Consider the following 26521-nt stretch of genomic DNA (forward strand, 5'->3'; position numbering starts at 1 on the left):
CGGCGCCTCGCGTGCCGGGCCCACAAGCGGAGATTGTGATGGATATGTACGGACAAGGCAGCCGCGCGCTGCAAGATCGCTATAACGCCCGCAAGGTTGCCGATCTGATCGAAAAGGCAACCACGGTAACAAGCTTTGACGACGACCAGTTCGGCTATAAGGACTTTATCGCCAACGCGACCTATTTTTTCCTTGCGACCTCATCGGGTGAGAATACCGATTGTTCGTTCAAGGGCGGCCCACAGGGTTTTGTGCGGATCACCGGGCCAAATAGTCTGGTCTTTCCCGATTATGACGGAAACCGCATGTACAAATCCCTCGGTAATATTATCGACAACCCCAATATCGGGTTGCTGTTTCTGCGCTTTGACGGCGAAGAGGGCAATCGGTATCTGCGCGTCCGCATCAACGGCAAGGCGACGGTGCATGATGACCACCCGCTTAAGGCTGAATTTCCCGGCGCCAAGCGCATCGTCGCGGTCGAGACAAAATACATCTACCTCAATTGCCCGCGCTATATCCCCGAAATGACGCTTGTCGAACAATCTGCCCATATTCCGGTGGAAGGACAGGAACAGCCCGTGCCGGGATGGAAAATGAAGCCCGGCATCAAGGAAGCCCTGGAAGGGTCGGAATGATGAACGCCATTCCGCTCAAGACAACGCCGCATCCAAGCGATTGGCCGGCACATACGCCCCGCCCCGAGATGAAGGGCAAGCATCTGGGTGTTCTGGCCCATACCTGGTTTCAACCCGACAAGGTCGATCAGATGGGTCCGGTGTTCCGGACCATCACGGATATCGCCATCGAAGAACCCACGGGCCTTGCCCTGGATGCCAATGTATCGTTGCAGGACCCCTTGCATAACATGATGTATGAAGAGTGGGAGGACTACGACGAGTTCTTTGCGGTCCAGCTCACCCGCCCTTACCGCATGGCGTTCCTGCGTTGGCTGATCCCTGTCATGTCCGCGCCAATCTCGGCCGAGTTTTATGAAATCATCGGGCGGGCGGGAAGGTTTGCATCCGGTGACCAAGGTGGGACAGGAACGCTGGTTCTAAGCATCAAACTTGATGCGGCGGTTGACGCAAAGGCCCGCGATCAGGCGACTGACTATCTGTCGACGATCAATGCCGATCCCGATTGCTGTGCCGCAACCGCGATGGTGTCACTGAATGATCCGGCACATCTGGTTGTGGTCGAGCGCTGGAAAACCGCCGATGCATTTGCAGCCGGCCCATCGGCCAATGCAACACGCGACGCGTTTGCGTCAGGCTTTGGACCATCAAGTGCTATCAGTGCCGAAACGTATCAGGTGCATTACAATCCCGGACGTTTTGAAATGCCGTCCTGATCTGTTGCTTACTGCGGGCAGCCCGGCTGCTTGCGATAGGCCCGCGGGCTGATCCCGAAATGCGACCGGAACGTGGTCGAGAAATTCTGCATGTTCGAATATCCCCAGCGGAACGCAATCTCGCTGATCGACAGGCAGGCGCTACGCGGATCGGTCAGGTCGTCGGCGATGCGGCGCAATCGGGCCTGCCGGATGAAAGCCGCAATCGACAGATCCTCTTTGGCGAAGATGTCATTCAGGCGGCGGACAGACATGCCCATCTCGGCAGCAACCATATTGCGGTCAAGGTTCGGGTCTTCAAGGTGATTGCGGATGAAGGATTTGACCCGCAACATGACATGTTGCTCGGGTGAGGATAGTTCCAACTTGCCGCTTTGCTCTGACGCGAGCCCGGTTGCGATCAGATCAATCAGCGTATCCTGCACAAGCGACTGTACGGTTGGGTCGGCGCTGCTGGCGTGCTGTGCAAATGCCAGAATATTCTCGCGCACCAGTTTTCCAATCCCGGTTTGCCCATCAATTGTCTTGGCGGTCAGCATCTCGGCATTCGGCAAACGGCTGATCAACTTGTCGGTCGGCAACTGCACCACTGTCTGGCTGAACTCATCCGACAGTTCCAATGTGTAGGGGTCGGAACTTGTATAAAGCGCCATGTCGCCCGGGCGCAAAATGGCGGTTTTTCCAAACTGGGTGATCCGCGACGACTGCGCCGTCTGCAGGCTGAGCAGGAAAAAGGAATCACTGGCACTGCGGATGTCACGCGGGCGCCGATCCACCTTGTGCGCCCGCCCTGCGACTTGCGAGATCGACAGCACCGGATGCCGCGCGATATCAATCAAGCCCCAGAAACCACTTCGTTTTTCGGCGTCGCATCCCAACTTCACATAGGTATCGCACACCGATTCACGCCAATATGCAAAGCGGTCACGCTCGGGCACATCGCTGGTGTCGTATCGTGTGTGGATGTCCATAAGAAGTAGTCCCAAAGTTAACTAACTATCGACGAACTGCTCAAAAAAGCAAGTTTTTCCGCCCAAAAGCAAAAGCCGGCCCAAACCCAATCATGCAAGGCTTGATCCATCTTATTTCTGGGAGAAAGCTGATGAGCCAACAATTCAAAGTCGCCGCGGTGCAGGCCGCACCTTCATTCCTCGATGTTGACACCGGCGTGAAACGCGCAGTGGCCTTTATCGAACAGGCCGCAAAAGAAGGTGCCAAACTGGTTGTCTTCCCCGAAACCTGGCTGCCCGGCTATCCGAACCACATCTGGCTTGGCCCCGTTGCCTGGCAGATGCAGTTCGTCGGCCGTTACTTCGAAAACTCCATCGAGGCCGGTTCCGATCATGACAAGGCCATCGCAAAGGCCGCACGCGACAACAACATTCAGGTATCGCTTGGCCTGTCAGAGCGGGCCGGCGGCAGCCTTTATATTGCGCAATGGCATTACGGCGAAGACGGTGAGATCATCAAGCGCCGCCGCAAGCTGAAGCCGACACATGTCGAACGCACAGTTTACGGCGAAGGCGACGGATCCGACCTGCATGTTGCGGAAACCTCCATCGGCCGTGTCGGCCAGCTGTCTTGCTGGGAGCATCTGCAGCCGTTGTCAAAATACGCGATGTATTCGCAAGACGAACAGATCCATTGCGCGGCCTGGCCGAACCTCAAGCTTTATGAGGGGGGGGCCTATGCGCTGGGTCATCAGGTCAATAATGCGGCGTCCATGCTGTACGCGGTTGAAGGCAGCTGTTTTGTGGTCGCGGCCTGTGCGCTGGTCAGCAAGGAACAGCAGGACATGCTGTGCGAAGGTGATCCGCAGCGCGAGGCGCTCTGCCCGGTGGGCGGTGGCTATACCAAGATCTATGCGCCCGACGGGCAAAGCATCGGCACTGAACTGGCCGATACCGAGGAAGGCATTGTCTATGCGGATGTCGATCTGTCGATGATCGCCTATGCAAAAGCCGCCGCCGATCCGGCGGGCCATTATTCACGCCCCGATGTCACGCGCCTTTTGCTGAACAGCAAACCACAACGTCCGGTCATGCAGTTTGACGATACCAGCGGGATTGAAGTTGTCGCAGACACGCCTGCCGCCGAAATCGTCGAAGCCGCAGAATAACTGGCGCGGCCCCGCCTGTCACAGGCGGGGTCCATCCGCTGAACGGAGATAAACATGCCAACCCCAGATCAATTCTATACCGATGCCCAGCGCACGCTGCAAAAAGAAGGCAAGCATGAAAAGCTGGCAGAGGTTGTCGTCCACGCAATCGTGCGCGACGAACTTGAAGAAATACACACCGATTACATCAACAGCCGCGACTACTTTTTTCTGTCGACCGTCAACGCACAGGGCGAGCCGACAGTGTCGTACAAAGGGGGCGATGTCGGCTTTGTCAAAGTCATGTCACCCACGCGGCTGCTGTTTCCAAACTATGACGGCAACGGGATGTGGCTTTCGATGGGCAACATTGATGAGGCCGCAAAGATCGGCATGCTGTTCATGGATATGGTCACACCGTGGCGCATCCGGGTTCAAGGCACCGCCAAGCTAAGCCGCGACCCAGAACTGCTGGCGCAGTTCCCCGGCAGCAACCTGGTCGTCGATGTCCATGTCGACGTCGTCTTTCAGAATTGCGCCCGCTACATCCACAAACACACCCGGGTGGAAAACTCACCCTACGTGCCAGATGCGGAAGGCAAACAGCCTTTCCCGGCCTGGAAACGGATCGAGCCGCTGCAGCCATTCCTGCACCCCGACGATCAGGGCCGTGCGGATGCGGAAGGCGGAACAATTTCCGAGGAAGAGTATCTCGAAAAGGTCACGCAAGGCACGTCCTGAGGCGCGACACCTAAAATACATTGGGAGGATAACATGAAATTTTCAGCAACCCTGTTTGCGGGGGCAGCGACGCTGTGCCTTGCAACAACAATCGGCAGCAGCGCTGCCGCAGACGGACACGCCCCATCCTGCGGGCTGAACACAGGCGAGGCCGCGACAGGCGAACCGATCACCGTGGGCGGGATCAACGGCAACGCCCCACCCGGCGACTTTTCGGGCGGCACGGATGCGGCAGCCGCATATTTTGCCTGCGTCAACGCCAATGGCGGGATCAATGGTCGCCCCATCAACTATCTGGTCGAAAATGACCAGTGGAACCCTGAGTTGGCCGGACAAGTTGCCACCAAACTGGTCAAGGATGAAGGTGTCGTGGCCCTGGTCGGCAATGGATCGGTCGTTGAGATGGCCGTCAATGCCCGTCTTTATGCCGATGAAGGCGTGATGGCGATGGCATCCGGCTGTGCCATTTCGGAATGCTACGAAAGTGCCAATATCGTGTCGACGAACCAGGGCCCGCTGCCATCAGGCATCGGCGCCCTGAAATACGCGGTCGAGGAACTTGGCACCGAACATGCAATCTGCATCGGGTTCAACATCCCCAATAACGGCGGCTGGGCCTGCGGCTGGATGGAAAACTACATGGCCAGCAAGGGCAAGGTCGGAACCTCCATTCTGATGGACCCCACGGCGGTCGACCTCAATTCAGTCTACCTGCAGGCGCTGACCGAAGGCGCGGATACGATCCTGCTGATGTTGCCTGCGGCACCGGCCATCGGTCTGCTGAAGGTCGCCGAGGAACAAGGCGGCCGCGATCTGTTCAAGTGGGTGTCCCCGACCCCGCTTTATGATCCGGGTGTTGCCGATATTCTGGGCGATTACTGGGCCGACAATCTCTATATCAATATCGAGCTGGCCCAGTTCGACAGCGCGGGTGCCGACAATCAAAACTGGATCAAGGTCATGGATGCCTACGGGCAGGCTGATGACCGCCGCGACACGTTCAGCCAATCGGGCTATGTTTCGGCCAAGTTCTTTGTCGATGCACTGCTGGCGCTGGATCCATCCACCATCGACCGGGACAGTGTCACCGCTGCGATCAAGGGCATTGTGGGCGCGGAATCCGATCTGCTTTGTGATCCGTATTATGTGGGTGATGCAGATCGGCACATGCCAAACCATTCGGGCCGCATGGTGAAATTCACCGGCACCGGTTTTGAAATGGTGCGGGATTGCTACGACATCGACACCGAATACCTCGAACCCATCCTGGCGCAGGAAGCCGCGCTGGGGCTGCGTTAAGGCCACTCCCTGAACTGTCGGGTCGCTTGTTATGGCGGCCCGGCCCTTTCCCGGCTCACGAGGATCATCATGCTTACTGTCTACGGTCTTTTTCTGGTTTCCGGACTTGCGGTTGGATCGCTTTATGCGCTCGGCGGTGTTGGTCTGGTGATCCTGCGCCGCTCGACCGGCGTTCTGAACTTTGCTTACGGCGCGATTGCGGCAGCAAGTGCGATGGTTGCCTGGCAGGTCGCTGACTGGGGACTGGCTGGTCCGGTCGCCTGGATATCCGCAATCGTGACCGGTGTTGTGCTGTCCGTCGCATACGGACGCTTGATTGCGCCCTCGCTGGCATGGCGCGAACCGGCGGTCAAGGCGATCGCGACCTTGGGTTACATGCTCATCCTGCTGGGCCTGATCGGGTTGTTGTGGGAAGACGCATTGCGCAAGATCGAATTGCCGACCGACAAGGCCGCTGTCACCATCGCGGGCGTGCGGATCACGGTCACCCGGCTTTTGGCCTTTGGCGCCAGCATCGCCGCCGTGATCGGCATGATATTTTATCTCGACCGCACAAGGACCGGTCTGCATATGCGGGCCCTTGCCGATAATCGCGATCACGCAGCCCTTTTGGGTATTCCGGTCACGAAGGTCGAAAGCCTGGCATGGGGTATCTCTGGCGGGTTGGCCGGCTTTACCGGTCTGCTGTTTGGCAGCCTGGTGCGGCTGGAACCCGCAGTCATCACATTCATGGTCATCCCGGCCATCGCGGCTGCGATCTGCGGCAAATTAAGCTCGCTGCAACTGACATTGCTGGGCGGGCTGGCCATCGGGGTCATCGAAGCCATGATGACGCTGTACAAACCCCTCGCACCACTTCGCACCATGACCCCATTCATTGTTGCCGGTCTCGCCATCCTCTGGATGCAGCGCGGGCAGCGACTGACCTTCGCGACGGAGACCTGATATGAACCGCGTTCTCTTTCCACTCCTGACGCTTATTCTTGCGCTGGCCGTGCTGCCGATTGTTTTGTCGGCGCTTTGGGTCAAGGTTGTGACCTCGGCTGCGATTTTCGCGCTGGCCGCCGCAGGCGTGTCGGTTGTTTTTGCCCAGCTGGGGCTGATCAACCTGTCGCAAATCGCGCTGGTCGGCGTGGGCGGCTGGATCGGGCTGCGCCTGAACTACGCCACCGAGCTGCCATTCACCTTCAATCTGGCCATTGCAGGGATGATCACGGCTGCGATCGGCGCAATACTGGCGCTGCCGGCGCTGCGGATGCGGGGGCTTTATCTGGCGCTTGTCACCTTGATGGCGGCTGGTGCCTTTCAGATCCTGTTCAACGCCTTTCAATTCCCCAATGGCGGGACCGGTTTCTGGGGGGTTGCCCAGCAATCAGCCGGCGAAGTCCGGCGCCCTGCCCTTGCGGGATCGGATGTAGGCTATCTGCGCTACACCATTGTCGTGGTTGCGGCCTCCTTCGGTCTTGTTGCGCTGCACCGGATCACCGCACCCGGCCGGGCCTGGGCAATGATCCGGCAATCCGAGGCAAACGCCATGGCCGCAGGGATCAACGTGACGTTCTACAAGTTCTGGGCCTTTGCGCTGTCAGGACTGCTGGCGGGGATCGCTGGTGCGCTGCTTGCGGGGGCATTGGGGCAGCTGGATGCGCGAACCTTTCTGGCATCCGACGGCATCCTTCTTTTTGCGCTGGCCGTTGTCGGGGGTGCATATTCCTGGGTCGGGGCGGTGATTGCGGGGCTGTTGTTCAAACTTCTGCCCGCCCTGTTCAATGATTTCGGCCTTAGCGCAGATATCGCCCTGGTGATCTTTGGTGCGGCCTTGCTGCACGCCATCATGACCGCGCCACGCGGTATCGCCGGACAATTGCAAAGCGCGTTCAGCCGGAGGCAGGCATGATTACCATCGACAAATTGACCGTGAAATTCGGGGGGGTTGTGGCGCTGGATGATCTCAGCCTCACGCTCAAGGAAGACGTCGTCGGGCTGATCGGGCCAAATGGCGCGGGCAAAACGACCCTGACCAACGCCATGTCCGGATTTGTGGCCATCGCGGGCGGGGGCATTCATGTGGATGGCGTTGATCTGATGACCCTGCCACCCAATCAACGGGCGCGGTGGGGGCTGGGCCGGTCGTTTCAGAAAGTACAGATCGTCGATGATCTGACGGTGACCGAACATCTGTTGACGGTGATGGATGCGACCGGCGTCAAACGGGCCGACAGACCATCCAAGATCAACCACATTCTGGATTTCACCGGTATCTCGGATCAGGCAAAAACGCGCGGGGCCGACTTGAACGTCTTTCAGCGCCGGATGACCGAAATCGCCAAATGCCTTGCCGGTGATCCGAAAATTCTGCTGCTGGACGAACCGGGTGGTGGGCTGTCGGAATCCGAGATGCAGCATTTGCGCGTCGTCATCACCGAAGCGAAAGACCGGTTCGGAACACAGATCATTCTGGTCGACCACGACGTCGATCTGATCCGCGACGTCTGCGAGACCACAGCCGTTTTGGATTTCGGAAAGTTGATTGCCTTTGGGCCAACCGCAGAGGTCTTGCAGGACGAAATCGTCAAGACCGCCTATCTCGGGCGCTAGGGTTAAGGAAGAAACGGCATGTTGAAAATCAGCAATCTGACACTCAAAACCGCCACCCGGACGGTGATCAATGACGTCTCACTTGAGGTGCCAGAGGGCAAGATCGTGGCCCTGCTTGGACCCAATGGCGCAGGCAAGTCAGAACTTGTCGCCGGGATCGCGGGCGTGATGCCCCTGACATCCGGTGCGGTTGCGGTGGGCGATACCTTTGTAAACGGCAAAGGCGTTCAGGCCATCCGCGCCGCCGGGATTGCCGGCGTGCCGGAGGGCCATCAGGTGCTGACAGGGCTGAACGTCCATGACAATTTGCGTGCCGCGGGGCCAATGCTATCCGATGCCGATCTGGCCGACGAGGTCGCCGCCGTCTACGCGACATTCCCCGAGCTGAAAAAGATCTCTGGCCGGATGGCCGGGGCGCTTTCAGGTGGTCAACAGCAGATGGTCGCCCTCGGTCAGGCGCTGGTCGCCCGCCCGAAATATCTGATGATAGATGAAATGTCGCTGGGCCTCGCGCCGGTCATCATCGAGCGTCTTATCGGAGTTCTGCACACTTTGCGGGACCGGGGCATCGGGATTTTGCTGATCGAGCAGTTCACTCATCTGGCCCTTGATGTGGCTGATTTCTGCTACGTCCTGTCCGGCGGTCAGGTCAGATTCTCGGGACTGCCGGCAGAGCTAAAGCAGGATCGGCGCATTTTGGAAAACGCCTATCTGGGCACCTAATCAGTCAACCGGGCGATCCGGGTCAGGCATTTTCGCAGGATGTCACGCTGGTGCTGCGAAAATTCTTCGACCAGGGCGTCATCAAACCGTTGTGCGGCCACCAGCAGATCGCGAAACGCAACCATACCGGGCCGCGTCAGCGACAGCTTTTCATGGCGGCGGTCATCGCTTTCCTGCTCGCGTTTCAGGAATCGCTTCTTTTCCAAGGCGGCGACGGCCCGACTGACTTTGGTTTTGTGAATACGTGCGCGGTTGCAGATCTCCTTGGCGTGCATCGGACCGTATTGACCGAGGTGAAAAACCACGCGCCATTCGGTGCGGAGCATCCCGTATTTTTCTTTATAATGCTTCTGAAAACCAAGGCTGGAGGCCTCGGCTGCAAGGTTCAGCAGATAGGGTGTGAAGTCTTTAAGATCGAAGTCGGAAAAATTAGTCATAAACGTAACTTTATCCATTGTTAGTTACAAAATCAACTAATAATGTACCCTGAAACCGAAAGGAAGGGTCATGAATCAGCAAACGTCGATATCTGGTCTGAAACGCGCCGCCACATATGCCGGAACCCACGAGGGCTATATGCCTGGCTTTGGCAATGATTTCGAGACCGAAGCCCTTCCCGGGGCTCTCCCACAGGGTATGAATAGCCCGCAGAAATGCAACTATGGTTTGTACGGCGAGCAATTATCCGGCACCGCCTTTACCGCGCCCTCCCACCAGAATGAGCGCACATGGTGTTACCGGATCAGGCCATCGGTCAAGCATACCCACCGTTTCAAGCGGATTGATCTGCCCTATTGGAAGACGGCGCCGCATATCAACGAGGATGTCACCTCGCTTGGTCAGTACCGCTGGGATCCCGTCGCGCATACGGATGAAAAGCTGAATTGGCTGACCGGCATGCGCTCGGTTACGACAGCGGGCGATGTGAACACACAGGTGGGCATGGCCAGCCACATCTATCTGGTGACCGAAAGCATGGTGGATGAATATTTCTATTCCGCCGATTCAGAGTTGCTGGTGGTCCCGCAAGACGGTCGCCTGCGCTTTGCGACCGAACTGGGTGTGATTGATCTTGAACCGCAAGAGATTGCGGTGATCCCGCGTGGTCTTGTCTACCGCGTCGAGGTGCTGGAAGGTCCCGCACGGGGTTTTGTCTGCGAGAATTATGGCCAGAAATTCGAACTGCCCGGCCGGGGCCCGATTGGCGCCAATTGCATGGCCAACCCGCGCGATTTCAAGACCCCTGTCGCCGCCTATGAGGATCGGGATGCGCCATCAACTGTCACGGTCAAATGGTGCGGCCAGTTCCATGAAACCAAGATTGACCACAGCCCATTGGATGTTGTCGCATGGCATGGCAACTACGCGCCGTGCAAATATGATCTGCGGACATATTGCCCGGTTGGCGCGATCCTGTTTGACCATCCTGATCCGTCGATCTTTACCGTTCTGACCGCCCCTTCAGGGGTCGAGGGCACCGCCAATATCGACTTTGTCCTGTTCCGGGACCGGTGGATGGTAGCCGAGGACACGTTCCGCCCACCATGGTACCACAAGAATGTCATGTCCGAATTGATGGGCAATATTCATGGCATCTATGACGCCAAGCCCAAAGGGTTTGTTCCGGGTGGGATGAGCCTGCACAATATGATGCTGCCACATGGCCCCGACAAGAACGCGTTCGAGGGGGCGTCCAACGACACGCTTGCGCCCGAATACCTTGCGAACACCATGTCATTCATGTTCGAAACCCGGTTTCCGCAGCACCTGACGGCCTTTGCCGCAAATGAAGCACCGCTGCAGGACGACTACATCGACTGCTGGACGTCGCTCGAAAAGAAATTCGACGGCACACCCGGCAAGAAATAACGAAAGAGACACTATGCCTTTGATGAAAAGCTGGGTCGCGTCGGCCAACAGCGCCGACACCCCATTCCCTTTGAACAACCTGCCTTACGGTGTCTTTTCCACCGCGGAAAAGTCACGGTCGCTTGGGGTCGCGATTGGCGACCAAATCCTTGATCTGCGCGGCTTGGCGGATGCTGGTATCTCCGCATTCGACGCCCTGATCGCGGGGGACGGACCGAACCCGTTTCAACAGACCACGTGGAACGCGTTTATGGCGCTGGGATCAGATGTTTGGACGGCGTTTCGCACCACAATGCAGCAACTGCTGGCAGAAGGTGCAACAGATGCGGGTAAGGTAAGCCCACATCTTGTGCCGCAAGCGGATGCGCAACTGCACATGCCATTTGACGTGACCGAATACACCGACTTCTACGCGGGCAAGAACCACGCGATGAATGTGGGGACCATGTTCCGCGGGCCGGAAAACGCATTGCCGCCCAACTGGCTGCACATTCCGATCGGGTATAACGGGCGGGCCTCCTCGGTTGTTGTTTCGGGCACTGACGTGCAACGCCCCTGGGGGCAGCTGAAAGGGCCGAATGACGATGCCCCACGCTGGGCGCCATCAGCCCGCTTTGATATCGAGCTGGAAATGGGCGCAATCGTCGGCGCACCCTCGACAGGCCCGATCAGCGTTAATCAGGCGGATGCCAACATCTTTGGCTATGTGCTTTTGAATGACTGGTCTGCCCGGGACATTCAGGCATGGGAATATCAGCCCTTGGGGCCATTTCAGGCCAAGGCAACGGCAACCACAATCTCGCCCTGGATCGTGACAGCTGCGGCATTGGCACCATTCCGCTGCGCAACCCCTGCACGCGAAAAAGAACTGCTGCCACATCTGCGCGATACCGGCCCGATGCTGTTCGACATTGATCTAGAAGTCACGCTGACACCTGCTGGCAGCACCCCCAGCACCATTGCGCGCACCAACTACAACGAGATGTACTATTCCGCAGCACAGCAGCTTGCCCATCATACGACGTCGGGCTGCCCAATGCGGGTCGGTGATCTGCTGGGATCAGGCACGATCTCGGGACCCGAAAAGGAAAATCGGGGCTCGCTTCTGGAACTCAGCTGGGGCGGGAAGGAACCGCTGACGCTGGAAACTGGCGAGACCCGCAGCTTTATCGAAGACGGCGACACCCTGACACTGCATGGCGCTGCCAAGGGCGACGGATTTCAGGTGGGCTTTGGCCCCTGCACCGGCACCATTCTGCCCGCCGCTACTGACCCATTCAAAGGATAAGACACCATGGCAAAAGCATTTGCATCGCAGGGCGACCTGACCGAAAAGAAAATCACGTTTGACGAAATCGGCGAAGGCCTTTGGGCATTCACCGCCGAAGGCGACCCGAATTCCGGGGTGATCATCGGCGATGACAGCGTCATGATCGTCGAGGCGCAGGCCACCCCCCGTCTGGCGGGCAAGGTTATCGAAAAGGTCCGCGAGGTCACCGATAAGCCAATCAGCCACGTGGTCCTGACCCACTATCACGCGGTGCGGGTTCTGGGTGCCTCGGCCTTCAACGCAGACCAGATCATCATGTCACGCGTCGCCCGATCCATGGTGGCCGAACGCGGTCAGGAAGATTGGGATAGCGAATTCCAGCGCTTTCCCCGACTGTTCGAGGGCCACGAGAGCATTCCCGGCCTGACCTGGCCAACGACAACTTTTGACGATGGGATGACCGTCTATCTGGGAAACCGGCGGGTCGATATCAAACATATCGGTCGGGCGCACACGGCAGGTGATGCAGTCATTCATGTGCCGGATCAGAACGTCATGTTTACCGGCGACATCGTCGAGGATCATTCCGCATGTTATTGCGGGGACGGCTATTTCAACGATTGGGGCGGCACGCTTGACCGGATCAAGGCCTATCAGGTTGACGCGATTGCACCCGGCCGTGGCGGTGCCTTGCTGGGGCAGGACATGGTCAACAAGGCGATTGAAAGCACCCGGGATTTTGTCAACAGCACCTATGAGCCCGCCGCGCGGGTAGCGGCAAGGGGTGGCTCCCTCAAGGATGCGTGGGACGCCGTGCGCGAAAGCTGCGATCCAAAATTCAGCGATTACGCAATCTACGAGCATTGCCTGCCGTTCAATGTCAGCCGGGCCTATGACGAGGCACGTGGCATCGCCCATCCGCGCATCTGGACAGACAAGCGCGATATCGAAATGTGGGAAGCCTTGCAGGGCTGATCCATCTTACGGGAGGAAAGATCATGGTTGCCGTACGTTATGAGACCGCGTTCAAGCTGTACCCTTATGAGAAGGTGCCGGAACAACAATCGCAACCGGTCCGCCATCCGGTTGTGATCGTGGGTGGCGGGCCTGTCGGCCTCGCCCTGGCGCTTGATCTGGGCCAAAAGGGCACCCCGGCGCTTGTGCTGGACGACCATGATGGTGCGGGGCTTGGCTCTAAGGCGATCTGCTTTGCCAAGCGCACGCTGGATATCGCCCACCGTCTGGGGGCCAGCGCTGACATGGTTGACAAGGGGGTGGTCTGGAATGTGGGCAAAGTTTTCCACGGTGATGGAAATCTGTTCGAATTCAACCTGCTGCCCGAGAACGGGCATCGGCATCCGGCCTTCATCAATCTGCAGCAACCCTATTTCGAACGGTTCCTGGTAGAGCGGATCAATGCAGCCAAGGCCGAAGGCTGCGATATCGAGATCCGTGGTCGGAACCTTGTGACAGATGTCGTGCAACATGATGATCATGTGGTGGTCAGTGTCGATACACCCGACGGCCCCTACACGCTGGAAGCCGATTGGCTGGTCGCCTGTGATGGCGCGCGGTCGCCTGTGCGCGACATGATGGGGCTCGATTTTGCGGGACGGGTGTTCGAAGACAATTTCCTGATCGCCGACGTCAAGATGAAGGCGGATTTTCCAACCGAACGATGGTTCTGGTTTGAACCCCCCTTCAAGGATAGTGGCCAATCCGCTTTGCTGCACAAACAGCCCGACGATATCTGGCGGATCGACTTTCAGCTTGGCTGGGATATTGATCGCGAAAAGGAAATGAACCCTGAACGCATCCGGGCCCGCGTCGACGCCATGTTGTCCAGCCAGACCGGAACCGTGCCTGACTACGAACTATTCTGGACCTCGATTTACACGTTCCAGTGCCGGCGCATGGAAAAATTCCGCCATAACCGGATCTTCTTTGCGGGTGACAGCGCCCATCAGGTGTCGCCCTTTGGCGCGCGCGGCGCAAATTCCGGGGTGCAGGACGCCGAAAATCTGGCGTGGAAGCTGGATCTTGTGCTGAAAGGCGCCGCCCCAGAAAGCCTGCTGGACACTTATTCTACCGAACGGGGGTTCGGGGCAGACGAAAATATCCTCAATTCGTCCCGGGCCACCGATTTCATGACCCCAAAGTCAGAGATATCCAAGATCTTCCGCAACGCGGTGCTGGATCTTGCACGCGACCATGCCTTTGCCCGGCCAATGGTAAATTCGGGGCGTCTTTCGGTGCCTTGCGTGTATGATGGTTTCCCCAATTTTGCCAAGGATGGGTTGCAAGCGCCTGACGTTTCGCGCCCCGGCGCGCCCTGCCCCGATGCACCGGTCGAAAATGGCTTCCTGCTGGATCATCTGAGCCGCGGTTTTGTCCTGCTTAGCCTGGGTGACGTCGCGGTCGGGGACCTCGACACGCCGGTTCATCATTTGCATATCGCTGACCCGTCGCCGGAACTTCGTGCCCGCTATCTGGGCGATCAGGCGCAGGCCGTGTACCTGATCCGGCCGGATCAGCATGTTGTTGGCCGCTGGTCAGGTTTTGACGCGGCGGAAATTCAAGCGGCGATGCAGATCGCTTTGGGAAAGGCCTGATCCATGACACTGACGCTGACACCAAACCTGTCTGACCCTGACGGTTTCTATGACGAGTTGCTGGCCGCCCATGCGGGATTGGACAAGGATCAAAGCGATGCGTTGAATGCCCGTCTTATCCTGACCCTGGCCAATCATATCGGTGACCGGGACGTTCTGCGTGCCGCGCTTCAGGCCGCGAAATGACCGAGGTTGTCTTGTGGGACTATCCCAAGTCCTCGGCCAGCTACAGGGTGCGGATTGCGTTGAACCTTGCCGATGTCGCCTTCCGGATCGAACATGTCAATCTGCTGGAAAAGGCACATCGGTCGCCAGAACACCTTGCGCGGAACCCGCAAGGGTTTGTGCCGGTTCTTGATATTGATGGGCACAGGCTGACCCAGTCGCTTGCGATCCTCGACTATCTCAATACGACCCGCGACCTTGGCCTGCTGCCTGCGGATCCGCGTGAACGGGCCAAGGTTCAAGCCGCGGCCTACGCCATTGCGGTTGACCTGCACCCGGTCTGCAATCTGTCCGTGGCTGGGCACGCCACACAGGGGCAAGAGCCCGCGCGGACAGCGTGGATGCAGCATTTCATCAGACCCGGGCTTGTCGCGTTTGAGGCGCTTTTGGCCGGGTTCCCTGCGGCTGCATTCTGCACCGGTGCTGCGCCATCTTTGGCCGATATCTGCCTGATACCACAGCTATATAATGCGCGGCGTTGGGGTGTGGATTATGAAGATCTGGAACGGATCAATGCGGCAGAAGCATCCTGCAAAAACATCGCAGCCTTCCAGACGGCGGCACCGGACTAAAGTAAGCCGATCAACTTACTATCGCTTTACAAACCGCGACCGGTCACTTGATCGGCACCAGCGCGCCACGCCCCTTGATCACCCTGCGGGCGACATTGCTGGCAGCACGGATAGCCTCGGGGATGGCGGCGCCCTCGACATAGGCGGCAAGCAGGCCAGCATTAAAGCTATCGCCTGCAGCCGTTGTATCAACCACATCTGACACGATGGCAGGTTGAACGACGCCTTGCCGCCCCTCATGCTGATAGTGGATCGTCCGGGGGCCGTTCTTGACCACCACGGTCGTTGCACCGGCGGCCACATAGCGATCACGTGTGGCTTCGGGGTCGGCATCCCCGAAATGGACGGCTTCATCGTCGTGGGATGGCAGGATCATATCACTGACCTCGGCCGCTTTGCTGACCCAATCGCACATCTGTTCATTGTCGTCCCACAATGCGGGGCGCAGATTTGTGTCAAATACGATCTGGCACCCGGCAGATCGGGCAGCGGCAATGGCCGCCAGCAGGTTTTCACGACCGTCCCCTTCTTGCACGGCAAGGGTAATGCCCGAAAAGTAGATCAAATCGGCCTGCGCAAATGCCTCATCCAGACGAGCACGATCAGCTGCCAGTTGGCGGGCAGCCGATTGGCCACGCCAATAGGAGAAATGGCGCTCGCCCTTTTCCAGCGCAATCATGTAAAGCCCAATCGTGCGGTCATCGTGGCGCTGCACATGCGTGGTATCAATTCCGGCATCCGCAAGAAATGACACAAGCTGATCAGATGTCTTGTCCCGTCCGATGGCGGTCATGAATGACACGTTCCAGTTCGGCGACAGACGGATTGCGTACCATGCAGTATTCAGCGTGTCACCGGCAAACCCCATGTGGAAATGCCCCGGCAAAGATTGCGGGGACATCTCGACCATCGCCTCACCTACGGAAATGAGATTTTTCATGAATACGCCCTTCGCTATTAACCTGTCGCTTAGCACGATTGTTGCAAGTGCCTCAATCAGTTACGCACCAGAGGGATCATTTGGCCGATTGCCATTTGCCAATAGACGCGCAATCGCTAGGTTTTAGGCCAGCACGATGAAAAAGGATCGCATGATGTCATTGAAATACCTCCACACAATGGTTCGGGTTAAAGACCTGGACCAATCCATGGCCTTCTACGCCCTGCTGGGCCTGAAAGAAACGCGCAGGTTCGAAAATGAGGGCGGGCGTTTTACGCTGGTTTTCATGGCCCCTCCGGGACAGGAAGACTGCCCTGTAGAGCTGACTTATAACTGGGATGGCGATGATGCGCTGCCTTCCGACAGCCGCCATTTCGGCCATCTGGCCTATCGCGTGCCGAATATCTACGAGACCTGCCAGCACCTGATGGATAACGGCGTCACGATCAATCGCCCCCCGCGGGACGGCCATATGGCCTTTGTTCGGTCACCGGACAATATCTCGATCGAACTGCTTCAGGAGGGCGACAGTCTTGCCCCGGCAGAGCCCTGGGCAAGCATGGAGAATACTGGGCATTGGTAAAATGGGGGGTCCTTGCCGGGGCGGCGCTGTTTTCCACCCCGGTCGAGGCCTGCCGGCTGGCGCTTGTTCTAGCGATGGATGTCTCATCCTCGGTAGACGCGCAAGAAGACAGGCTTCAGCGCGGCGGACTTGCTGCCGCACTGCTGGCCGATGACGTCCAGGACGCATTTTTTATCAGCTCCGACCCGGTCGCACTTTTGGTCTTTGAATGGAGCGGGCGCTACAATCAGGCCAATATTGTCGACTGGACCCTGATCGAGACCCCCGCCGACCTGCAAGCGGTGTCCGAACAGATCGGACGCAGCAGCCGCAGCCACAACGACTTTGCTACGGCCATGGGATTTGCGTTGGGCCATGCTGCAAACCGGTTGCGCGATGCGCCTGCATGCCTGTTTCAGACAATTGATGTGGCCGGGGACGGCGAAAACAATGATGGGTTCGGCCCGTCCGAGGCTTATGCCGCCTTCCCGTTCGACAATGTCACCGTCAATGGCCTTGTGATCAACGGTGCAGAATTCGAAGGCGAAACGCAGTTGATCCCCTTCTATCGTGATCAGGTTATTCGTGGTCCGGGTGCCTTCATTGAAATTGCAAACGGATTTGCCGATTATGAGAACGCAATGCGGCGCAAATTGATCCGGGAACTGACTGCCATGGTGATTGGCCAAACCACAATCCGTCAGGACACACAGGGATGATCCGGCTGGCATGCCTTTGCCTGCTTCTTCTGCCCACCCTAAGCAATGCAGCATGCAGGCAGGCTTTGGCCCTGGGGTTGGATGTGTCAGGTTCCGTTGATGAATTCGAGTACAGATTGCAGATGGATGGCGTGGCAACGGCCTTGAACAGCGCCGCTGTTCAGGAGGTCTTGTTTGCCCAACCCGACGCCCCCATCAGGATCACCGTTTTCGAATGGAGCAGCCCAAACGATCTGAAAATCGTTCAACCCTGGATCACGCTGAACAGCCCTGCTGATCTGGCCATTGCAACCGCCGCGATGAACAATCATGGCCGGCGGATTAAGCAGGCAACCACGGCAATCGGATCGGCGCTAGAGGCCGGGTTTGCAATGCTGGCGACCCAGCAGGAGTGTTGGCGCCGCACGCTCGACCTATCCGGTGACGGCAAAAGCAATACGGGGCCACGGCCACAGGATATTTCCGATGCGGACATGCCCGATGGGACGGTAGTGAACGGGCTTGTCATCGGGTCCGGCGATGTGAATGCGGGCGACGACCGTTTTGTCGACGTCAAGGAACTGTCATCCTACTACGAAGCCTATGTGATCCGCGGCCCCGGCGCGTTTGTTGAGGTCGCCTTGGGTTTCGAGACATATGCGGCCGCGATGGAGCGCAAATTGCTGCGCGAATTGCAAAGCATCGCGATCGGGCAGAATATGCATGGGCCAGAGATGCCCTAAATATTCTTGGTAGGCCCAACGAAATCTTGATCGAGCATCGCCCGCCAAACGCCCAAAATACAAGGCTTGATACCCGCTGCCGGCAGGTTGGGTTGTGTTAAGTTGTGACCTCATCGCCCGCGGTCAGAGCCGCGCGAGGCCCATCAAAAACAGCATCGCAACTATAGATAGCAAGGGCCAAAACCCCACGCTTTCTTTGCCGTCTTCAGTGTCACCAACCGGTCGGTGATCATCTCGTTTCCATCGCTAAGCCTTGATTGATACCGGTCGCAGGTTTCACTGATGGTGAACGTCAGACCCGCAAGGGGGATTTGCAACCCATGGTCAAGGGGCCGCTTTTTGAGATGGCCGCACCATTCACACCAACCCTAGGCACCGCAAGCAAACGGCCAACGCAGGCGATATCAGCGAATGACCTTACCCCGCGCAGAAAATTGCGCAGACCAGCACCAAGAATGATGCTGGTCCGCGATAACAGGATCCTCGTTACCCAACCCCGAGCCCGCCAACATGGTCGTGGCTCGATCTCTTGTCGTTGTCCATTCCGGCCAACATGAACAGCCCGAAGGCTGCCCCCATTACCCGCTGCCTAGTAGATATATCGGATCTGCTGGGTCCAATAATGTTCGACCCGGCGCAGCGCACTTGTGATGTCTTCCAGACCTTCATGATCCAGAACCTGTCGTTCCACCAAACCGTCAGCATGGGTCTGGAACAGTTTGCGCACGACGGCACGGACACCCCGGCCCTTTTCCGTCAGCCGCACCCGGACTGAACGCCTGTCAACCTCGCTTCGCTCGTGGTGCATGTAGCCCATCTCGACCAGCTTCTTGAGGTTGTAGGACACGTTCGAGCCCTGGTAATAGCCGCGGCTTTTCAGCTCGCCCGCTGTCACCTCGTTGTCACCGACATTGAACAGCAACAACGCCTGCACCGCATTGATCTCAAGAACGCCGAGACGCTCGAATTCATCCTTAATGACATCAAGCAAAAGACGGTGAAGCCGTTCGACGAGCGTCAGCGCATTCAAATATGAAGCCATGAACGTCGCGCTACGCGCCTCCGCAACCCCATCTTTGCCCGGGTCTTCCAGACCGGTATGAATACTCATGTCTATTACTCCGTTTACTACCCGAACTGAGCAATAGAGCGAATTTAAGAATAATGGGTTAAATGATAAAATTGATGCAAATTTTTGCTGAATTTACTGCGGACGCGTGACGCCTTGGGCCATGTCTGCAATCCGGGCGATCAACGCCGTATACCGGGCGGGCGGCGGGAATTGCCCACCCACCCATCCATAGATGTCATGGTCATTTTCCGACAAGAGACGATCATACAAGGCAAGGTCCTCATCGGACATCAAAGACAATGACGCATCCGCAAAATTCGTCAGGATCAGGTCCATTTCCTTGATGCCGCGGCGCATGGATCGCATACGCAACCGCTTGATCGTGATGTCACGTGTTTCTGTCATGCGGAATCCCTAAGCGCCGTCCGCAGGCGTTTTTCCAGCTGCCCAATCCGTTCGCCCGTCTGAGTGACCTGTGCGCGCAGCAACCGCAATTCCGCCAGCAGGTCGCGGACATCGTTGGTCATTAATGCATCATCTGCCGGGGCTTCGGGGCCCTCGCCCTCGCCTGTCAGCAACCAGCTCAGCGAGACGCTTAGCAGACCCGACAGCATCTGCAGCCGGTTCGCACGCGGCTCTTTAAGGTCATTTTCCCAGCCCGCAATCACCGATGGCTTCACCCCGATCTTCTGAGCGAGCGCCTGCTGGGTCAATCCGGCATCCTCGCGGGCGCCGGCCAGCCTGTCGCCAAAAGTCGCAGCCTCTTCGCTGAACCAACCATCCGTGTTCGTCATCGTGCCACCCTTGCTTTTTTCGCGCTATGCGTCCTATGTCACGATCAACCCAACTATTCCACCGGAAGGCGACGATGACATTTCTTTCTGCGACACTCGACCGCGTCAAACCCTCGCCGACAATTGCTGTGACGACCAAGGCTGCCGAACTAAAGGCCGCTGGCCGAGATGTCATTGGCCTGGGCGCGGGCGAGCCGGATTTTGACACGCCACAAAACATCAAGGACGCCGCTGTCGCCGCGATCGCCGCAGGCCAGACAAAATATACGGCCGTCGACGGGATCCCGCAGCTAAAGGATGCGATCTGCGCGAAATTCAAACGCGATAACGGCCTGGACTACACACCCGCACAGGTCACCGTTGGAACAGGGGGCAAACAAGTCCTCTATAATGCGTTCATGGCCAGCCTGAACCCCGGCGACGAAGTGATCATCCCCGCGCCTTACTGGGTCAGCTATCCCGATATGGTGCTGCTTGCCGGTGGCACGCCGGTACCGGTTGCCGCGACGCTGGAAAATGACTTCAAGATCACCCCCGAACAGCTTGAGGCGGCGATCACCCCACACACAAAATGGTTCCTGTTCAATTCACCCTCAAACCCCACCGGGGCAGGCTATGCCTGGTCAGAGTTGCAGGCCCTGACAGACGTCTTGTTGCGGCACCCCCATGTGTGGATCATGACAGATGACATGTACGAGCATCTGGCCTACGGCAATTTCAAATTCTGCACCCCGGCGCAGGTCGAACCGCGCCTGTATGACCGCACGCTGACGGTGAACGGCGTCTCCAAGGCCTACGCCATGACCGGCTGGCGGATCGGCTATGCCGCAGGTCCCGAGATGCTGATCAAGGCGATGCGCAAGGTGCAATCGCAATCAACCTCGAACCCCTGTTCGGTCAGTCAGCACGCGGCGGTTGAGGCGCTCAATGGCCCGCAGGATTTTCTGGCCCCCAACAACGCCTTGTTCGCTCGCCGGCGCGATCTTGTTGTCGGCATGCTGAATAGCGCACCGGGGATTGTCTGCCCCAATCCGGACGGGGCGTTCTATGTCTACCCGTCCATTGCGGGCTGTATCGGGAAAACCACTGCGGCAGGTACCTTGATCGAGAATGATGAAATATTTGCAACTGCGCTGCTGGAGGAAACCGGCGTTGCGGTCGTATTCGGCGCCGCATTCGGGCTGTCGCCGAATTTTCGGGTCAGTTACGCAACCTCGGACGCGGCTTTGAAAGAGGCCTGCCAGCGGATCATCGGCTTTTGCGAAGGGCTGACGGCATGACGCAAGCGAGCCTGTCATGAGCGCCACGCTTCCAGATTACTACTTTCGGGTTCGCGAGAACGGTGCGGCAGTTTTTCGTTTGGACACGGAAAACCGCAATCGTCGGATCGAAATGGACCAGATTGCCATCATCAATACAAATCGGGGCGACTACAAAGCCCATGGTGACCGGGCCTTAAGCGACGCTGACAGGGCGGCAATCGAAACCTGGCTGACCGACCGGATGGAGATCCTGCGGATCCGGGCGCTGGACGACATTCATCGTGCGATTGATCATTTGAACCTGACAACGCAATGGGCGCAGTCCAGGGCAAGCGACGCGGATCTTGAGACGGTAACGGACCCGCTCTTGCTGGCGATGCATGATCTGCGGACGGTCCTTGTGCGCAAGAAGGGTGAGCGTTTGCCGAAAGACTAAGGGCGTTCAGACTTCAACCACAACGGATGCAGGGCGATCCACACGGCACAAGTCGCAGATGCGCACGGCCTCTGTGACACCCATCAGGGCAAGCTGGCGAAAACTGGGCAGGTTGAAAGGGTCCGCCGTGCTGTAATCCACCTCGTATCCAAGGTCCTCAAAAGCGGCAATCGACATGCGGCTTAGTGGCCGGTCCTGACCGGACAGAAAGCCGGTCAATAACTCGTCTCCAAAAATGAGTTCACGCCAATGGGCTTCGCGGGTCCCGCCGCCGCCGGTATTTGCAATCGGGACAGCCGCGCCCCCCTCTGGATCAAGGCGGGCATATTCGCGGGCCGCAGCGGGGCCGGTAAAGCGCGGATCCGCACTGCCCGCCCCGGCAATCAATCCAAGGCCCGGCCACAAGGTGCCAAATCCAAGGACATGGGCCATTTCATGCAGGATGACATCCTCGAAGGTGCCCTCGCTTTCCAGACGGGCCACATCTGCAGTATCAAACTGCATGATGCCGGTGATCGGCAGCCCGGTATCGGCGCGAAGTGCGGTTGGCCCGGCCTGCCCCAGAATACCGGCATCGCCATCTATCGGGGCGATGCCCGCGTCAATCTGCAATCCGCGCAAGGTCTCGCCATCCAGTGATACAGGCGCAAATGACGTATCAATCACGCGATCCCAACGGGCAGCCGCGCGTTCGAAAACGGCGCGGCGCGGTGCAGACATCTCACCAGAGAAAACGAGTGTGATCATTTCATCTCCCTTTTTGTGGCTCCGCTACACAAAACGGCATTCGGCCCGGCTTGGCCAGAGCACTGCAGGCGGCATCAGCAAGAAACGGCGTAGGATGGGTCTTGACCCATCCCGGTCAAACGGCCTGCGGCAAGGCGTTGCCGGCATCCCACGCAATCAGATTGTCCAGCGCCATCTGGCCCATGGCCTCGCGGACCTCAAGTGCGGCCGTCCCCAAATGTGGAAGAAGCACGACATTATCCAGCCCGCGCAATCCATCTGGCACAACAGGTTCATTGGCATAAACGTCAAGACCTGCGGCTGCAATTTTCTGTGCAGCCAGCGCAGCAATAAGCGCGTCTTCGTCGATGACATCGCCTCTGGCAATATTGATTAGGACGGATGTAGGGCGCATCGCCGCAATGGCGGCTGCGTCGATCAATTGGACATTCGGCCCTCCACCGGGAACCGTCACAACGACAATATCAGACTGCGCCATCAGATCGGACAGGTCGGGGATCTGCCGCGCGGGAAAGTCAACGGCCTTGGCCGAACGGTTGAAATAGAGCACCGGCATCCCGAACCCAAAGTGACAGCGACGTGCAACCGCCTGCCCAATGCGGCCCATGCCCACAATGCCCACCGTCTTACCTGTCACATGTTGGCCCAGCATCTGGGTCGGCGCCCAGCCGGTCCATTTGCCCGCACGGACCAGTCTTTCGCCCTCGCCCGCACGACGACAGGCAGACAGGATCAATGTCAGGCCAATATCCGCCGTGGCGTCCGTCACCACATCGGGCGTATTGGACACAAGAACCCCCGCCGCCTGCGCAGCCGCCACGTCAATATGGTTGTAACCAACACCAAAATTCGCAAGGACACCGCAGCGGATCTCTCCAGCGAAGGCATCCGCCGTAAATTGGTCCCCCAGCGTCGGTAAGATGGCGTCATAGTTTGCCATTGCCTCAGCAGCTTCGCGCGAGGTCAAACCAATGTCGGCATCCCGCGCGGTGACATCAAACCGGGCCTTGGCCGCGCGCAAAGTCGCCGCCGGCAGTGGTCGGGTGATCAGCAGACGTTTCAATGCAGTCGTCCTCCTGCTGGAATGGTTTGATCAGGGCCGACCAGCACCACGTCACCATTTTCATCCGGCAAACCCAGTACCAGGACCTCGGACATGAATTTGCCAATCTGGCGCGGTGGAAAATTCACCACGGCCAGTACCTGTCGGCCAATCAATGTACCCGGTGCATAATGCGCCGTGATTTGCGCGGATGTCTTGCGTTCGCCAATCTCAGGGCCAAAATCCAGCCAGAGCTTGATGGCGGGCTTACGGGCCTCTGGATATGGCTCGGCGCGCAGGATGGTGCCAACCCGAATATCAACGCGCAGGAAGTCATCAAAACTGATCTCAGCCATTTGCCAACTCCCGCGCGCGCTGCGCCGCAGCTGTGACCGCACGTTGCAACAGCTGGCCAAGACCGGTGTCGGGATGCATCAGAACGTCAAGCGCGGCCTGCGTGGTGCCGTTGGGAGAGGTCACATTGACCCGCAATTGTGACGGGTCTTCCACCGCCTCTTCGGCCAGAACGCCCGCACCACCAACTGTCGCCTTGGCCAATTGCATGGCCAGCGGCGCTGGCAGGCCTTCAGCCTCGCCTGCTGCGGCCAATGTCTCGATCAGATGAAAGACATAAGCCGGACCCGAACCGGACACTGCCGTGACCGCATCCATCTGCGCCTCGCTATCCAACCGAACAGTCTGACCCACCGACTGCAAAAGTGTCTCCGCAAGCGCCATATGGGCTGAAGTGGCATGATCATTGCCGATCAGGGCGGTGATGCCCCGCCCGACAGCGGCAGGCGTATTCGGCATGGCACGAATAATCGGCGCCTCTGGCCCAAATTCGGCACTGAAACGGGCAATCGGTGTCCCTGCGGCAACGGAAATAAACAGGGTGCGGCCTTGCCCTAATGCCTGCATTTGCGGCAGGGCCGCGCCCATCATCTGCGGTTTGACAGCGATCAATGCAATGGCCGGATCATCGGGCAGTGCCGCGTTAAGATGCACGCCTGTCTGCCCCACCCAATCAGAGATATGCGGATCAACAACCCAGACCGATCCCGCAGGCAAGCCACTTGCCAGCCAGCCAGCCAACATGGCCGATCCCATCTTGCCACAGCCAAGCAAAACCAGGCCGCGTTCGCCCACGTCATTCATATCCATATGTTTCCCCTTACTTTGGCCCAAGGGTACGCCCTCGTAAGATGGGTTTAAACCCATCCTACGAGCTCAATTTCAGGCGCGACCGTAAGCGCCACCAATCGCGACCTCGACCGCTTCCTGTGGCGTCCGGTCAGCCCAGGTCACCAGCTGGATTGCGGGGTAATATTGTTCACACGCACTGACGGCTGCATTGATCATCGTGTCAACCTGATCCGGCCCCGCGATCTGATCCCCGGCCAGCATCAAACCATAGCGATACACCATCAATTTTTGCTCTGCCCACCAGGTAAACGCACCTGCCCAGCACCGGTCATTGATTGTGTTCAACGTCTCGTAGAGCGCCGGCATCCGGTCGCTGGGCGGTTCCATGTCGAACGTGCAGATCAGGCGCAATGTCTCGTCATACGCCGACCAGGCCAGCGTGATGGAATAGGTGCGCCATTGCCCCTCCACAGCCATTGCAATCTGGTCGTCATGGATCCGGTCAAATTCCCATGCACGGTGTTCGGCGATGTATTCCACCAGATCAATGGGATGAAGATCATCTGCCTCAATATAGTTTTCGGACAATGCCATATGCTCGGCCTCACTGCTTTGGCGCAAGGGTCATGGCAGTGCCCAAGCGCTAGGTGCCTGCTCTAGGGACGGTGTTGTTCACCATTAGCCCCTACAAGATATCGTGGCGGCGAGGGGGCGATCTGTAAAGCGATTTCTGACAAAAAAGCGGAACATGCCGCATTTTGATGGGGATAAGTCTGCACCCAGCCGGACCAAGCCGCAGGTTCAGCTTTTCGTGGCGGGCAGCGCAGGGGTGACGGACCGGCGGGCCAAAGCCTCGCGCCAGGTGATAAAACTGACCGAGGCCATGATCAGCGCCCCGCCAAGGATGACCCAGCCGTCGACAGCCTCACCAAAGGCCAGCCAGCCCAGCAACACCGCCCAGACCAGCTGCAGAAAAGTCACCGGCTGCGTGACCGTCAAAGGGGCTGCGGCAAAGGCCAAGGTCATGGCGTAGTGACCCGCAGTCGCAAAGCAGGCCACCAGAAATAACCAGCCCAATTGCGCAATCGTTGGTGGCACCCAGACGGCATAGGCAAATGGCGCCAATCCGATTGTGACCGTCACCGACAGCATGCCGACAATCACTGCTGCCGATACTTCGCCCGACAATTGCTTGGCCAGCCGGTAACCGATGGCAAAAAACGCCGCCGTCCCCAACATCGCAATATGGCCCATATCAACCTCGCGAATGCCCGGGCGCAGAATAATCATGGCACCGGCCAGCGCGATCAATACGGCAATCCAGCGGCGCAGGGGGAGCTTTTCGCCCATGAAGAGAGCCGCGCCAAGGGTCACGTAGATCGGGTTGAGGTAATTCATCGCGGTCACTTCGGCGATGGGGATGCGGGTCATTGCGTAGAACCACAGAATAACCGCCAGCGTATGGCTGAGGCCCCGCCATCCAAACAGCTTCAATTGGCGCCTGGACAGGCGGGCCGCCAAAATTGGCCGGATCATCGGCAGCAGAAAGACCAGCCCCAGCACATAGCGTAAAAACGCAGCCTGCGCCGCGGGGACAGCATCCCCGACATGTTTTACAATCGCAGTCACCGCAACAAAATTAAGCCCGGTGACCGCCATCCAGAAGATGCCGCGCAGTGGCCTTGATGATGGGGGTCCGCTCATCCGTTACCGGTGGC

General features: G+C 58.2%; 32 protein-coding genes. 20 read left to right on the forward strand and 12 right to left on the reverse strand.

The window, feature by feature from the left end; translation table 11 throughout:
• The first annotated feature begins 38 nt into the window (after positions 1–38).
• Positions 39–638 (forward strand): pyridoxamine 5'-phosphate oxidase family protein, encoded by a 600-nt coding sequence (locus AABB31_RS08000; RefSeq protein ID WP_342078643.1) that lies wholly within the window; start codon positions 39–41, stop codon positions 636–638.
• Positions 635–1354 (forward strand): antibiotic biosynthesis monooxygenase, encoded by a 720-nt coding sequence (locus AABB31_RS08005; protein ID WP_342078642.1) that lies wholly within the window; start codon positions 635–637, stop codon positions 1352–1354. The genes AABB31_RS08000 and AABB31_RS08005 overlap by 4 nt, the downstream gene beginning before the upstream one ends.
• Before the next feature lie 8 nt (positions 1355–1362).
• Here the strand turns inward: AABB31_RS08005 and AABB31_RS08010 are convergent, their stop codons facing one another.
• Positions 1363–2325, reverse strand: coding sequence for a helix-turn-helix domain-containing protein (locus tag AABB31_RS08010; RefSeq protein WP_342078641.1), 963 nt, complete (start codon positions 2323–2325; stop codon positions 1363–1365).
• A gap of 131 nt (positions 2326–2456) precedes the next feature.
• On the opposite strand from AABB31_RS08010, the gene AABB31_RS08015 reads away from it, so the two are divergent.
• From AABB31_RS08015 to AABB31_RS08045, 7 genes are all read left to right on the forward strand, one after another.
• Positions 2457–3473, forward strand: a complete 1017-nt coding sequence (locus AABB31_RS08015; RefSeq protein ID WP_373635610.1) for a carbon-nitrogen hydrolase family protein — start codon at positions 2457–2459, stop codon at positions 3471–3473.
• Between the two features lie 54 nt (positions 3474–3527).
• A complete protein-coding gene (locus AABB31_RS08020; protein ID WP_342078639.1) occupies positions 3528–4193 on the forward strand; it encodes a pyridoxamine 5'-phosphate oxidase family protein in 666 nt (221 codons plus the stop codon).
• Between the two features lie 33 nt (positions 4194–4226).
• Entirely contained in the window at positions 4227–5492 is a 1266-nt protein-coding gene (locus tag AABB31_RS08025; protein WP_342078638.1) for an ABC transporter substrate-binding protein, read from the forward strand.
• 69 nt (positions 5493–5561) lie between these two features.
• Positions 5562–6437: a branched-chain amino acid ABC transporter permease gene (locus AABB31_RS08030; protein WP_342078637.1), complete on the forward strand. Its 876-nt coding sequence runs from the start codon at positions 5562–5564 to the stop codon at positions 6435–6437.
• A 1-nt stretch (position 6438) separates the two neighbouring features.
• Positions 6439–7389, forward strand: coding sequence for a branched-chain amino acid ABC transporter permease (locus AABB31_RS08035; RefSeq protein ID WP_373635611.1), 951 nt, complete (start codon positions 6439–6441; stop codon positions 7387–7389).
• Positions 7386–8090, forward strand: coding sequence for an ATP-binding cassette domain-containing protein (locus AABB31_RS08040; protein WP_342078633.1), 705 nt, complete (start codon positions 7386–7388; stop codon positions 8088–8090). Before AABB31_RS08035 ends, AABB31_RS08040 begins: the two co-directional genes overlap by 4 nt.
• Before the next feature lie 18 nt (positions 8091–8108).
• A complete protein-coding gene (locus tag AABB31_RS08045) occupies positions 8109–8813 on the forward strand; it encodes an ATP-binding cassette domain-containing protein (protein WP_342078632.1) in 705 nt (234 codons plus the stop codon).
• Here AABB31_RS08045 and AABB31_RS08050 read toward each other — a convergent pair.
• Positions 8810–9268: a MarR family winged helix-turn-helix transcriptional regulator gene (locus AABB31_RS08050; RefSeq protein WP_373635612.1), complete on the reverse strand. Its 459-nt coding sequence runs from the start codon at positions 9266–9268 to the stop codon at positions 8810–8812. The genes AABB31_RS08045 and AABB31_RS08050 overlap by 4 nt on opposite strands.
• A 52-nt stretch (positions 9269–9320) precedes the next feature.
• Between AABB31_RS08050 and hmgA the strand changes: the two genes are divergently transcribed.
• From hmgA to maiA, 6 genes are read left to right on the forward strand one after another with little or no spacing between them, the layout of a single operon-like run.
• Entirely contained in the window at positions 9321–10682 is a 1362-nt protein-coding gene (hmgA, locus tag AABB31_RS08055; protein ID WP_342078630.1) for a homogentisate 1,2-dioxygenase, read from the forward strand.
• A 13-nt stretch (positions 10683–10695) separates the two neighbouring features.
• On the forward strand, positions 10696–11970 hold the full coding sequence (gene fahA, locus AABB31_RS08060) for a fumarylacetoacetase (protein ID WP_342078629.1): 1275 nt from the start codon (positions 10696–10698) through the stop codon (positions 11968–11970).
• A gap of 6 nt (positions 11971–11976) precedes the next feature.
• Entirely contained in the window at positions 11977–12927 is a 951-nt protein-coding gene (locus AABB31_RS08065) for an MBL fold metallo-hydrolase (protein WP_342078628.1), read from the forward strand.
• A gap of 23 nt (positions 12928–12950) precedes the next feature.
• Positions 12951–14564 (forward strand): FAD-dependent oxidoreductase, encoded by a 1614-nt coding sequence (locus tag AABB31_RS08070; RefSeq protein WP_373635613.1) that lies wholly within the window; start codon positions 12951–12953, stop codon positions 14562–14564.
• 3 nt (positions 14565–14567) lie between these two features.
• On the forward strand, positions 14568–14750 hold the full coding sequence (locus tag AABB31_RS08075; RefSeq protein WP_342078627.1) for a DUF2783 domain-containing protein: 183 nt from the start codon (positions 14568–14570) through the stop codon (positions 14748–14750).
• A complete protein-coding gene (maiA, locus tag AABB31_RS08080) occupies positions 14747–15361 on the forward strand; it encodes a maleylacetoacetate isomerase (RefSeq protein ID WP_342078626.1) in 615 nt (204 codons plus the stop codon). The genes AABB31_RS08075 and maiA overlap by 4 nt, the downstream gene beginning before the upstream one ends.
• 43 nt (positions 15362–15404) lie before the next feature.
• Here maiA and AABB31_RS08085 read toward each other — a convergent pair whose 3' ends face one another.
• Positions 15405–16301, reverse strand: coding sequence for a sugar kinase (locus tag AABB31_RS08085; RefSeq protein WP_342078625.1), 897 nt, complete (start codon positions 16299–16301; stop codon positions 15405–15407).
• A 154-nt stretch (positions 16302–16455) separates the two neighbouring features.
• On the opposite strand from AABB31_RS08085, the gene AABB31_RS08090 reads away from it, so the two are divergent.
• From AABB31_RS08090 to AABB31_RS08100, 3 genes are read left to right on the forward strand one after another with little or no spacing between them, the layout of a single operon-like run.
• The gene (locus AABB31_RS08090) at positions 16456–16884 is read left to right on the forward strand and encodes a VOC family protein (RefSeq protein WP_342078868.1); all 429 of its coding nucleotides are present in this window, start codon (positions 16456–16458) and stop codon (positions 16882–16884) included.
• Entirely contained in the window at positions 16878–17582 is a 705-nt protein-coding gene (locus AABB31_RS08095; RefSeq protein WP_342078624.1) for a DUF1194 domain-containing protein, read from the forward strand. Before AABB31_RS08090 ends, AABB31_RS08095 begins: the two co-directional genes overlap by 7 nt.
• Positions 17579–18304, forward strand: a complete 726-nt coding sequence (locus tag AABB31_RS08100; protein WP_342078623.1) for a DUF1194 domain-containing protein — start codon at positions 17579–17581, stop codon at positions 18302–18304. The genes AABB31_RS08095 and AABB31_RS08100 overlap by 4 nt, the downstream gene beginning before the upstream one ends.
• Before the next feature lie 589 nt (positions 18305–18893).
• Here AABB31_RS08100 and AABB31_RS08105 read toward each other — a convergent pair.
• The 3 genes from AABB31_RS08105 to AABB31_RS08115 all read right to left on the reverse strand — a co-directional run bounded on the left by AABB31_RS08105 (position 18894) and on the right by AABB31_RS08115 (position 20170).
• Positions 18894–19415 (reverse strand): MarR family transcriptional regulator, encoded by a 522-nt coding sequence (locus tag AABB31_RS08105; protein ID WP_342078622.1) that lies wholly within the window; start codon positions 19413–19415, stop codon positions 18894–18896.
• Positions 19416–19508: 93 nt separating this feature from the next.
• Positions 19509–19781, reverse strand: coding sequence for a succinate dehydrogenase assembly factor 2 (locus tag AABB31_RS08110; RefSeq protein WP_342078621.1), 273 nt, complete (start codon positions 19779–19781; stop codon positions 19509–19511).
• Entirely contained in the window at positions 19778–20170 is a 393-nt protein-coding gene (locus AABB31_RS08115) for a helix-turn-helix domain-containing protein (RefSeq protein ID WP_342078620.1), read from the reverse strand. The genes AABB31_RS08110 and AABB31_RS08115 overlap by 4 nt, the downstream gene beginning before the upstream one ends.
• 74 nt (positions 20171–20244) lie before the next feature.
• Between AABB31_RS08115 and AABB31_RS08120 the strand changes: the two genes are divergently transcribed.
• Positions 20245–21450, forward strand: a complete 1206-nt coding sequence (locus AABB31_RS08120; protein WP_342078619.1) for a pyridoxal phosphate-dependent aminotransferase — start codon at positions 20245–20247, stop codon at positions 21448–21450.
• 16 nt (positions 21451–21466) lie between these two features.
• The gene (locus AABB31_RS08125) at positions 21467–21868 is read left to right on the forward strand and encodes a hypothetical protein (protein ID WP_342078618.1); all 402 of its coding nucleotides are present in this window, start codon (positions 21467–21469) and stop codon (positions 21866–21868) included.
• A gap of 6 nt (positions 21869–21874) precedes the next feature.
• On the opposite strand, the gene AABB31_RS08130 is transcribed toward AABB31_RS08125, so the two are convergent.
• The 6 genes from AABB31_RS08130 to AABB31_RS08155 form a co-directional block, all read right to left on the reverse strand.
• Positions 21875–22615, reverse strand: coding sequence for a leishmanolysin-related zinc metalloendopeptidase (locus tag AABB31_RS08130; RefSeq protein ID WP_373635614.1), 741 nt, complete (start codon positions 22613–22615; stop codon positions 21875–21877).
• A 115-nt stretch (positions 22616–22730) separates the two neighbouring features.
• A complete protein-coding gene (locus tag AABB31_RS08135; RefSeq protein WP_342078616.1) occupies positions 22731–23678 on the reverse strand; it encodes a D-glycerate dehydrogenase in 948 nt (315 codons plus the stop codon).
• Entirely contained in the window at positions 23675–24013 is a 339-nt protein-coding gene (locus AABB31_RS08140; protein WP_342078615.1) for a tRNA-binding protein, read from the reverse strand. Before AABB31_RS08140 ends, AABB31_RS08135 begins: the two co-directional genes overlap by 4 nt.
• Positions 24006–24821, reverse strand: coding sequence for a pyrroline-5-carboxylate reductase (proC, locus tag AABB31_RS08145; RefSeq protein WP_342078614.1), 816 nt, complete (start codon positions 24819–24821; stop codon positions 24006–24008). The genes AABB31_RS08140 and proC overlap by 8 nt, the downstream gene beginning before the upstream one ends.
• Before the next feature lie 72 nt (positions 24822–24893).
• Positions 24894–25397: a YbjN domain-containing protein gene (locus tag AABB31_RS08150; RefSeq protein WP_342078866.1), complete on the reverse strand. Its 504-nt coding sequence runs from the start codon at positions 25395–25397 to the stop codon at positions 24894–24896.
• A gap of 207 nt (positions 25398–25604) precedes the next feature.
• The gene (locus tag AABB31_RS08155; protein WP_342078613.1) at positions 25605–26507 is read right to left on the reverse strand and encodes a DMT family transporter; all 903 of its coding nucleotides are present in this window, start codon (positions 26505–26507) and stop codon (positions 25605–25607) included.
• Positions 26508–26521: the final 14 nt, after the last annotated feature.

Source organism: Yoonia sp. SS1-5 (assembly GCF_038443705.2).
GTDB lineage: Bacteria > Pseudomonadota > Alphaproteobacteria > Rhodobacterales > Rhodobacteraceae > Yoonia > Yoonia rhodophyticola.